The organism is Bartonella sp. AC329YNZD, assembly GCF_042196685.1.
Taxonomy (GTDB): domain Bacteria; phylum Pseudomonadota; class Alphaproteobacteria; order Rhizobiales; family Rhizobiaceae; genus Bartonella.
This window is the reverse complement of sequence record NZ_JBHIQS010000013.1, coordinates 49,467-59,571: the sequence shown is the minus strand read 5'-3', so window position 1 is coordinate 59,571 and position 10,105 is coordinate 49,467. Positions and strand designations below refer to the sequence as shown.

General features: G+C 38.3%; 3 protein-coding genes. All 3 read right to left on the bottom strand.

The window, feature by feature from the left end; all coding sequences use genetic code 11:
- On the bottom strand, window positions 1-3,340 hold a 3,340-nt coding region (locus ACFIMW_RS06895; RefSeq protein ID WP_375608579.1), incomplete at its 3' end, for an autotransporter outer membrane beta-barrel domain-containing protein.
- 167 nt (window positions 3,341-3,507) lie between these two features.
- The gene (locus ACFIMW_RS06890) at window positions 3,508-6,171 is read right to left on the bottom strand and encodes an autotransporter outer membrane beta-barrel domain-containing protein (protein ID WP_375608578.1); all 2,664 of its coding nucleotides are present in this window, start codon (window positions 6,169-6,171) and stop codon (window positions 3,508-3,510) included.
- Between the two features lie 204 nt (window positions 6,172-6,375).
- The gene (locus ACFIMW_RS06885; RefSeq protein ID WP_375608577.1) at window positions 6,376-9,801 is read right to left on the bottom strand and encodes an autotransporter outer membrane beta-barrel domain-containing protein; all 3,426 of its coding nucleotides are present in this window, start codon (window positions 9,799-9,801) and stop codon (window positions 6,376-6,378) included.
- Between the last annotated feature and the right edge of the window lie 304 nt (window positions 9,802-10,105).

The following is a 10,105-nucleotide window of genomic DNA, read 5'->3' as shown; positions in this document are numbered from 1 at the left end:
TATAATCGAGCTCTGCGCCATAGCCATATTCAAAAGCAGATAAATTGGAAGCATAATGATGGCTCCCCCCATAAGCATGCAGAAAAAAGGCTGTCTTTTCATTCTCTTTCCAAGAAGAATGAAAAGCATTCCGCATTGTCTCCAACGTCTTATTTTGCGTGGTCGTATCCATCAAACCAACATAGAACAAAGCATTTGGTAAAAGGAGATAAGTTGGCAATTGAGGAACAACAGCTCTAATACCTAGCTCAGGGGGAACATCAAGCGGTATAGAGAGATTAGACGAAGGATCTAAAGCCTCAGAGGACTCAGAAGGCTTTGGTTCAACAGGGGCAGAAGGAGGAGAAACAGAATCCGTAGATGAAGGTGAGACCGGAACAGAGGGCTTAGATGGCATAACCTCATCTGTAGAAGTCTCAACTGAAACAAATGGTGCAGGCATAGGCACAGCAGAAGGATTGTCTGAAACAGTGGGTGCAGAGGGGTGCTCAGAAGACTTTGATTCAACTGGTTCAGAAGGAAGAACAACAGAATCCGTAGATGAAGAAGATACCGGAACAGATGACTCAGATAACAACACCTCTTCCATAGAAGTTTCACCTGAAACAAACGATGCCGCCGTAGGTTGCACACTAGCAGAATTCTCTAGAACAGTTGGCGCAGAGGGATGCTCAGAAGACTTTGATTCAACTGGTTCAGAAGGAAGAACAACAGAATCCGTAGATGAAGAAGATACTGGAACAGATGGCTCAGATGGCAACACCTCATCAGCAGAAGGATTCTCTGGAACAGTTGGAATAAATGAAGATAGAGCAGAATCCGTAAGCAGAGGATCTACCGAAGTAGATAACTCAACCCCATAAGACCTTGTTTTCACAGGTGTAGGAACAGTAGAAACAGAATCCTTAGACGGAAGTGTAACCGGATTGGTTGGCACAGAAGGCAGAACAGTTATAGAAGAAGTGGAAGGCGTAGATGATGTATCTACCGAAACAGAGGGCGTAGATGACAAAACCTTAGTAGAAGTTTCAACTGAAGAAAACAATGCAGATATAGGCTGCGCAGAACCAGAATCCTTCAGATCATCTGGAACAGGTACAAATGAAACAGAATCCATAGGTAGAGGAACTATAGAAGAAGACGGCTCAGAACCTGAAGACATTGATTCTACAGTTGTAGGAACAGTAGTAGAATCCGTAAGCGAAGAATCCACCGAAGTAGATGATACAACAAAAGAGGAGTTTGTTTCAATAGATGAAGGTGAAAGAGAATCAGTAGGAAGAGATCCTTCAGATAAAGACGATTTAGATGGTACAGACACAACTTCAACAGAAGGAGATTGTACAGACGGAGAAGATGTAGGCAAACTATGCTCTGCTAGTGGCTCCGAAGGAATAGTTTCTGATTCAGGTGGGGATGGTAAAAGCGTAGGACTTAAAGACGAAATGGAAGTGGATTTAGATTCAGAAGAATCCGATTTAGGATTAATATAAACACCTTCGAGACGAAAATCCCAAAAATCTTCACTTCCTGTAACCAATCTATTCTTTGGATCTGCTTTTCCCAAAGAAGAACTTGGACCATAAGCGCGAAGATGATATTGATAAGGTAAGCCATTAATTGTAATATAATTATTATGCAATTTAAAAGAACTCTCCTCCGCCATCCCAGCAACTTGAACGAGTGAAATACTACTGCTGCCTTCACTAGCAGCTTCCTTTTCTGAACTTTTGGAAAAATTTTCCATCACGAGCAGTGTACTTCCCAAGACATTCCCGTAGATCAAAATACGGTCAGTTTTTTGAGGATTAAACGAGCCGTCATTATTCACAGACGCACTCATCTTAATCTGCACATTTCCCTTTGCATTATAGGCTTCTTGTACCCCGTCTATTGAAGTTAGGTCATTTAGATCACTTCCTTTTTCAATATATACTTTTCCAATATACAGCGTTTGATAACCTTGAGATATAACTTTATCAAAAAAAATTGTGCTATCAGAAATGCTTATAGACGAAAGTGATGAATCTACAGGAAATGATTCCTGCAAATCTTTATGCTTCTTTTTGGTGAGATACCATGAAGAGCTATGTGTTAATTCTAAATGAACAGTCGATGCATCCTCAACATGGATACCCCCTGTAAGTATAGAATCCTTTGCTTTCACCAATAGAGAAGAACTATTTTGAGCCTTTAGCAATAAATCACCAGAGATCTTTGTCCTTTCTGTTAATTCAATGGTAGCTTCAGCTCCATAAATATCATCTCCCGTACTATAAATGGCAATACCATCGGGAACTGAAAAAGTTGTCTCTGACAAATGCAAAGATGCTTCACCCAAAACAATTTGTTCTACTTTTGAAAGTTTTTCACTCCCTACCTTAAACACATCATCCCATACATCTGGATCTAATCCATAAAAATACAGACCATATACTCCCTCACCCTGAACAGAAATTTCTGCCCTTTCAATCTTAATATTTGTCTTTTTAAACGCATTTGATGAAGCGTATTCTTGAATCAACTTACCTTCAGCATCTGCATAACCTGCAAAATTCGTAATCAAGAAGCCATGCATATCAGTCAGCTGAATAGAATCACCACGCAAATGAACATTACCACCTTGTGATATGTCAAAAGCTCCTGGAAATTCATCAATACTCTCATCATCAACTACAATCGTGTATTTCTTACCTTTGCCCTGAATATGTGTGGTATCAATAAGATATCTCCCCCCAAATTGCGTTGAAAACGCACCAACTCCATTAAAAGTAACGTTACTGCCCGACATCCTAACAAATGCATCAGAACTACTAAAAAATCCACTTCCTTTTACATTCAAATCATCTGATACGATATCAATATTTACGTTCACTAAAGCAATATCGGTTTTTTTTCCTTCCGCACATACAGCTTGCGAACTACCTTCAATCTTCCCTCTATTCATCACAACTTGCCCGTTCTGAACACGAAAACCGGACATATCCTTAATATTTGAATTGGTTAGAACAAGCTTGCCATCATCTTTTACAGATGCACTATATAAAAATGACTGCTTTGCTTTACCCGCCATAATATTCATCTGTAACAAATTTAAAACAGTCCCTGCTTTTTCTATAGATACAACCGCAGTCAAATCATCTTGTGGAAAAACAGAAAAAGTATGATTTTTATTACTTATCGTGTATTTTTTACTATCGTTATATGTAAATAAACTCTTTGCTACATTACAGGGAGTTCCTAAATTATTAGGCTTAGCATTAGCACTCACAATTGGCAAAAAAGAAACAATAGCCGCCGTAATAAATAAAAATCTATATCCGCTTAATAAATTAACCATAATTCTATTATAATTTGTCCTTTACCCCATTACTTAAAAATAAAAAATATTCTCCATAAAGCTAAATTAAACACACAAACAATGAGAAGTATAAAACTTAATACTCATTTATACTTCTCACAACACTGTATAACTTATGTAAAAATTACTCTATATTTCATAGGCATCTAAAAACGATAGCGTAAACCACCTGAAAAAATCGTCCCTGAAAAACCAGCTTTGCTAAGACGATGCTGATAAGTCACATCTCCATGCAATGCAAAGTTTGAAGACAACTGAGCCTTCAGCCCCACTCCAGTTTCTAAAGAAGAACCAAAAGCTCCTAATTGGAATTCATCTCCAAACTGCACACGTTGTTTTCCGCCAAAACTATTGGTAAGATGAAGTTTCCCATTGAAAGAAACAACATGCCCTTCTTCAGAAGCAGCAAGCGTCTTGCTTAAATTCCCGCCAACACGCATCACCCACTGATCAAGCTTTCCCATTTCGATATCAAATCCATCGATATCAGAGGTCTTATCAAATCGTATATTTTGATAAACGACCTGAACTTGCGTATCAAAAATAAGTCCCTTATGTCCTGTCATAAATGACTTACCGGCAGCCAATGAAGCACTCAAAGGTGTCCCCTTCAATGTTGTTGTTTTGCCTCTTGCTTGTGTCAGAACATCCCCTTTAAATAACCCGTAGGAAAAAAGTCCATCGATATAAAATCCTGCATCATGCTGCATATTGCCATATGCTGTAACAGACCATTTATCAAATGTACTTTTTTTGCTTTCTTCAACATCTTGAGGCTGTAGAGAAATTTTCCCATAGTTCCCCATTATTCCAAAGCTCAAAGTGTGATATGTATCCTCAATCGCATTGAGCAATATACTTGCCTCTATAGCGTTATAATTCAAATTTCCGCCATAACCATATTCAAGCGCAGACAGATCAGAAACATAATGATAACTTCCACCGTAGCCTTGCGCAAAAAATGCAGGTTTTTTACCATTTTCTCCCAAAGCCCCAGCAGTGGTACGCAATGTCTCCAAAAGTTTGTTGTGATTATTCATATCCATCAAACCAACTTGAAACAAAGCATTAGGCATTGATAGATAGGTTGGAACTTGTGGTACAACAGCTTTAACGCCCTCTTCAAGATAATGAGCAGAAGCATCATGACCGGCAACAACATTATTATGATGCGGATGAGCGTTTAAAGAACGAGACACACGGAAATGAGAAACATGCTTTTTCAACTGAGCACGCTTTTTCAACTGAGCACGCTTTTTCAACTGATAAGAAGAACGCTGAATATGTTCAGCCTCAAGCCGATAATCCCAAAAATCGCCATTATGCTTTACTGCTGTTCCTTTAGCTAATTTATTTTCCACTTTTGCGTGTCCATGGGAAAAGTTTGGACCATACGCACGCAGACTATATCGATAAGGAGCTCCTCTTAAAGCAACATAACCAGTTGCCAGTTTAAAAGAATCTTCCGCTGCTTTTCCATAAACCTGAATAATTGAAGTATCATGGCGATCTCCTTTCTTAACTTTTAGCGTCTTTCCTTTCCCTAGAATCACCGAAGGATTTACAATATACACCTTGGTTTTTCCGTAAACATCACCATAGATCACAAGTGTATCAGCTTTTACATTTTTGCTTGTACCATTGGTAGCAAGATGTGCATTAACATATAAGCGTGCATCCCCTCCCGCAATATAAGCATAGTCACTGGATTTATCCTCTACGCTTCCTACATGAAGTCTCTGATAATAACCGTTTTGGGGTTTATTAAATAAAATAGAACTATTAATAAGCCTTACAAATGAAACAGACGAATCTGCAAAATACGGACCTTTCCCATTCTTCTTAAGTGCACTTTTACTTGCTTTTACAGTCCATTTTGATTGATTGAACAACTCAACACTACCGTAAGAACCTTTCTCAACCTGTGCTCCCCCTGCAAGAAAAGACGCATAGGCATCAAGCGCAACAAATGAATTATTCTTAACATCTAATAACCGATCGGCAAAGATACGAGAACCTTCTGATGCTGTAATGTAAGGATATCTCCTCGCATCATCACTATAAATAGCTGTACCATCGGGAACATGAAGAGCTGTTTTTTTAAATCGAACTTCACCTAAACTCGTAAGAAGCTCTCCCTCTTGATATTCATTTTGCGAAGGGTTTCCCCTAAAATGCAAACCATGAGCTCCATCTCCCTTAAGAGTGATCTTTGAGTTTTCCACAGAAACCAAAGACATAAAATTATCCCGCACCTCAAGTGATCTTTCCTTAAAAATCGGTTCTGCACTCTCAATCGCTATACCATGAATATCTGTAACATGAACTTCACCATCATCAACGAAGAGAAAACCGCCCTGCTTCACGCCAAATACTGATTGAGATATCTTACTACTTTTTTCCTTTTCACCATTTCCCTTAACAGAAACTTTCTTAAAAGAACTTGTATCATCTTTTGACACAACCACAGCTGATGTAATCTTCTCAGATTTATTAAATTCCAAAGTCCCACCAATTCCTGAAATGCCTTTTTCCTCTTTACCTTTTTTCAGCTCAATAACTGCATTATTGGATTGGGACATAGAAACATCACTTTTAACACTTGTATCCAATCCTTTCACATATTCTTGTTCTTGGTCGCTTCTTTCAATAGTCTTAGCGGCATCAACAACATCACACGAATACGATTTAAAAAGGGAATTACATGAGGGTTTATAATCTTCTGCACTCACATCTATATTGTGCGCAAAGAAAAAAATAGAGGTTGTAAAAGAACATACACACACATGGCGCTTTAATACTTTAATCATAATTTACTTTAAACTTTCTTCATTTTATCTTCATCAAAAACCGAAAAAATACATCTGGATCATTTACAGGTTATTATCACTATGTGTCGTCCAGATAATTCGTTTTGTATTATATGTAAAGTTAAAAATCGTAAAAATAACACAATAAAATCATGTTTTGTGCTTATTGTTTTTTACAAAAGATAAATTAAAGGAAAAGTACAATTAAAAATGATAGCTTAAACCACCAGAAAAATGTGTTCCGGAAAAACCAGCCTTCGTAAATTTGTGCTGATAAATGAGATCATTATAAAGAGAAAGTTTGGATGAGAGACGGGCATTAAACCCAACCCCTGCTTCTAAAGAAGAACCCAAAGAACCAAGCTGGAAAGCATCTTTAAAATACACAAATTGTTTATCATCAAAATTACGAATGAAATGAAGTTTGCCATAAAATGAAAGAACATGTGTCTCTTTAGTCAATGTCAGTGTTTTGGTTAAATGTCCCCCAATACGCACCTCCCAATGATCTGGTCTTTGCATATCAATATTAAAATTATCAATATCACGAGTCTTATGAAACTGGAGATTTTGATAAACAAATTGAAACTGAGGTTCAAAAATAAAATATCGACGACCTATCGTAAATGTTTTACCAGCAGTTAAGGAAACACTCAGGGGTTTACCTCTCAATGTAGCCGTCTTACCTCGCTCAAGTGTGAGAACATTTCCATTAAACAAACCATAAGAGACGAGACCATCCATATAAAGCCCCGTATCATGTTGCATGCTCCCATATGCTGTGATTGTCCATTTATCAAATGTACTTTCTTGACTTTGTTTAACCTCCCGAGGCAGCAAAGAAAGCTTGCCATAATTGCCTATAATTCCAAAGGATGTTACACTGTACGCATTTTCAATTTTCTTGAGTAGAATACCTGCCTCTAGTGCATTATAATCAAGGTTGCCTCCATATCTATATTCAAGTGCAGACAAATTTGAAGTATAACGGTGATGTCCACCGTAACCGCGCAAAAACAAAGCGGGATTTTCGCTCACTTTCAACAACCGCCTAGAAAAAGTTCGCAGTGTTTGCAACTGCTTATTTTGATTACTGATATCCACCAATCCAGCATGAAATAAGGTATTTGGCACAAGAATATAAGTCAAAACCTGCGGAACAACAGCTCTCATATTTTGTTCAAAATGAGAAGAAAGCTCAAAAACAGGTGGTATAACAGAGGATGGAACAGAAGGCGAGATAGATGAACCTGATGCAGGCGGCACAACAACAGAAGAAGTAGAAAGAACAGAGGGTGAAGCAGATGAACCTGATGCAGGGGACACAACAACAGAACTAGTCGGTGAAACAGAGGACGGTACAGGTGAACCTGATGTGGGAGGGACAACAATAGAACTAGTCGGTGAAACAGGGGGCGGTACAGGTAAACCTGATGCGGGGGGGACAAAAACAACAGAACTAGTTGGTAAAACAGGGGACGGTACAGGTGAACCTGATGTGGGAGGGACAACAACAGAACTAGTCGGTGAAACAGGGGGCGGTACAGGTAAACCTGATGCGGGGGGGACAAAAACAACAGAACTAGTCGGTGAAACAGGGAACAGTACAGATGAATCTGATGTAGGCACAACTGGATGAGCTTCAGCAATAACGGGAATAACAGGTGCAAGAGAAGGAGGAGGATGATTTGGAGCATTAAGCACAAAAGCATCAGATGTATCAGGTGTGGTCATAAGATGGGAATCCTTCTCCAGAGAATCTACAGAAGAATAAAGACTTGGCTCCTGAGGTTTTTGCTGAGAATGAGAATCGATAGCATCAACCTCACTTCCAGTAAGACTAGGATGAATTTTAGGAAAAAAAGGAGTCTCATCAGAAGCAGGAGGAACAATTTCAGTAGAATCAAGAGAGGGAGAATCAACAAATTTACTTTCGAGGCGGAAATCCCAAAATGTTCCAGTATTTTTAAGCACTCTTTGATTGAAATCTGCCGTTCCTACAGCAGAGCTTGGACCATAACTCTTAAGATGATATTGATAGGGGGAATCTTTAAGTGCCACATACCCCCCCTTTAACTGAAAAGAATCTTCAGCAGCTTGCCCATAAACCTGAATAATGGAAATACCCTGATCATTACCGCCATCTCCCGTCGATGCCCCTGGGCTTCCAGGAACCTTATACACATGAACTGTCGTTTGTCCTTCAAGATCACCATTGATTAAAAGCCGGTCAGTTTTTTGCTTTTCAAGCTCTCCTCCTTGATCCAAATATGCATTAAGATAAAGATTCACATCACCGTGCGCTTTATAGACAGTCCCTGATCCTTTTCCGATGAGAAGTGTCTGATAACCATCTGTTATTTTAGATTTTAATTCTTCAAAAATAAGAGAACTATCTGTAAGTTCGACCGATGAAATGGCGGAATAATCCTCTAACTTAGAATCAGAGGCATTAGAATTTTGCAATCGTCCATATTTTGGTCGCGATAAAATCCACTTTGAACCATTTTTTAACTCTACCGTGGCTGTAGAACTTTCATCAACATATGCGCCTCCTACAAGGGTAGAAGCATCAGCCTCAATTTTTACATTGGAACGTTCAACAGCTTTCAGGAGTGAATCACCAGAAACTGTTGAATTTTGTAAGAGTTTAACAGAACTTTCGAATTGGCGGCTATAAATAGCTGTACTTTCTGGAGCCATAAAAGTTGTCTGAGTCAACTGAACCGCCCCTTTTCCTGGTATAATTGTTTTTTTATCATTTAATACAGCTTCCCAAAAAAAGCGCATGCCATTAAATGCATTCCCTCTCACAAAAACACTGGAATGTTTAATATGAGTAGCATTATGATTATTCCCCTGCAATACAATGCCATGAGCATTGTTAACATTAACATTGCCCTTCTGAAAATTAATCATGCCTTTCCCCTGAAGCATACTAAAAGCAGAACCTTCACGATGATTATCTGTATTTGTTCCCTGTTTCCCCTTCCCAGTAATAGAAACACCCTCTAAATTAATTTCTCCATCTCCTCCTGTTTGAACACCAATACCATCAGCAAAATCAATTTTTCCTCCTTTCATATAAATTTTTGCACCATTATGACTCAAAAGACCTATCACATCAGAAGGTATTTTAATCTCTGTCTTAGTCAAAGAAACAAACGACCCTTTACCCGCAACACTGATCCCCATTCTGGTTGCTTTAATCACCCCATCCTGCATCTCAAAAGCTCCCTCCTCATTGACATCGGCCCCTATCGACACATCATTTAACATGGAATAAAATAGAGCAACGCCTCCCCCATTTGAGGACTTTACAGCTGTTGTCCAAGCGTTTGTTTCTGAATGGCTATTTGTATTTGAGACACCGTTAATAATTATAGCCTTTCCCTCAATAACCGTATTTTCCCCTGATGCCTCTAGGGCTGCATCAGAACTTTCACCCCTAAGTTGATAAGTTTTCTGGGAAATTTCATGCGTTTGACCATCATTACAGCGATAAAATGAAGCACTTTCATTACATGAATATTGCTTCTTTTCAGAAGGAATTCCACCGGCATCAGCATTGTGTACAAAGAAAAAAATAACCGTTGTAAAACGACATAAAGAGAGATGATTTTTAAACATAATTTTCTACAAACTTTCTTCCCCTTCTCTAAAAACAAAAAAACACGCGTTCTGTTTAATAAATTTGGTTACGCGTGATAATTTAAAATACGTTTTGTATTTTATATATCCACCCTATGTTTTATGTAAAGCCAGAATCCCAAAATATCACAATTTAAAATTGTATTATTTATAAAAACGCGTAAAAATATAGATAGAAATAAAAACTCTACCCCAAAGCGGTGATTTCAAGAGAATTTAATAAAAATACACTAAAGGAAGAAAAACAGCATAAGAAGCAAAAACTGCAAACCAGAAAGCCCTA